This is a genomic window from uncultured Thiodictyon sp., assembly GCF_903828115.1.
In the GTDB taxonomy this organism is placed as follows: Bacteria; Pseudomonadota; Gammaproteobacteria; order Chromatiales; family Chromatiaceae; genus Thiodictyon.
Map to the genome: position 1 here is coordinate 1 of NZ_CAIKKU010000003.1, position 1593 is coordinate 1593.

Below are 1593 nucleotides of genomic sequence, written 5' to 3' on the forward strand. Positions count from 1 at the left end.
ATGAAAACGCCCTTGGTTGAATCGCCAGGGGCGTTGTCAGTCGGTCGGTGTCCGTGCCTTCCGATGCGTGGATTTTGGGGTTCACTCTCGTTCATATATGTTCCGCCCCGCGATGCAAGAGGGAAACCGCTGTCTTTGGCAGAAGGAGACGTTGCAGCCATATATCCGGCATCGTTTGGGGTGTCGTCGCCGACCCCTGTGCCCTGATGGAATTCGCGCGCCTTCCCGTCCTCATCACCCCAACAGTCTCGGCGTCGCCGGCTGGTGAACGAGCCAGGTTTTCAGGAAGGCAGGCCGTGCCTTTCATGCCATCACAGTGATGTTCACTCTTCGCAACTCGTGGTGTTCGGTACTCGGTTGTGGTGACCGCAAGGTCGTAGTTCATCCAGCCGGAGGCGGTGTCTCGCCCGTCTCAGACGGTGGCCTGGAGCGGCTTGCCGGCCGCCGGATCATAGGGCTTGCCGCTGACCATGACGGCATAGGCCACCCGCGCGATCTTGTTGGCCATCGCCACGACGGCGACATTGGTATGACGGCGTGCCTTCAGCGCCGTCGCCCAGCGGCTGGTGGCGTCCTCCTTGCGCTCGACCCAGCGCATGACGGCGCGCGCCCCATGGATGATCAGTTGGCGCAGATAGACGTCGCCGCGCTTGCTGATCCCGAGCAAGCGCTCGCGCCCGCCAGTGGAATGCTGTCGCGGGACCAGCCCAAGCCAGGCCGCCAGTCCGCGCCCGTTGCGAAACAAGCTGACATCCTCGCCGACAGCGGCCATCAGGGCGGTCGCGATCAGGGCACCGATGCCAGGGATCGTCATCAGCCGCTGAACCGTCTCATCGCTGTGGGCGATGACCTGAATCTGGGTGTCATAGTGCGCCACCTGCTCATCGAGATGGCGCAGCTCCTCAAGCAGGCGATTCAACTCGGCGCGAAAGCGCTCGCTCAAGCCGTTCTCGGCCTCTTCGAGGATCTCGGGCAGGCGCCGCATCAGCGCCGCGCGCCCCTGGGGGATCTCGATCCCGTACTCCAGCAGCAGACCGCGCACCTGGTTGACCTGGGCGGTGCGCCGTTCGACGTTGAGGCTGCGCATCCGATGGATCGCCTGGATGTCCTGCTGCTCGACCGTCTTGATCGCCACAAAGCGCATGTTCGGCCGCTGTACCGCCTCGCAGATCGCCTCAGCGTCCACCGCGTCGTTCTTGTTGGACTTCACGAAGGGTTTGACGAACTGCGGGGCGATCAGCCGCACCTCATGGCCGAAGTCGCGAAACACCCGCGCCCAATGGTGCGCGCTGCCGCACGCCTCCATCGCCACCAGGCAGGGCGGCTGATTCACCATGAACGCGCTCAGCTTCCCTCGGCTCACCTTCTTGCTGAGCACTTGGTGCCCCTGCGCATCCACCCCGTACACATGCACGCTGTTCTTGGCCAAGTCGATGCCGATCGTGACAACCGGCTCTTTGCTACACTTTGTCATTGGTCTGCTCCCCTACCTCGGTTGACGATGCTTCACGTACATCGCTCATTGTGCCCGCTCAGGGCTCGTTGGAGGAGCGGGGCGGACCATCCCATTACCCCATGAGCATTTAGCTCAGG

The 1593-nt window shown here is 63.2% G+C and carries 1 protein-coding gene; it reads right to left on the bottom strand.

Going from position 1 to position 1593, the window contains the following annotated elements; translation table 11 throughout:
• Positions 1-412: 412 nt before the first annotated feature.
• Complete coding sequence (locus QZY48_RS00125; protein WP_295426302.1) at positions 413-1474, bottom strand: IS110 family transposase; 1062 nt, start codon at positions 1472-1474, stop codon at positions 413-415.
• Positions 1475-1593: the final 119 nt, after the last annotated feature.

Bases quoted from the DNA above. Each gene is read 5' to 3' on its own strand.
- QZY48_RS00125 (WP_295426302.1), bottom strand. From the start codon at position 1,474: ATGACAAAGTGTAGCAAAGAGCCGGTTGTCACGATCGGCATCGACTTG.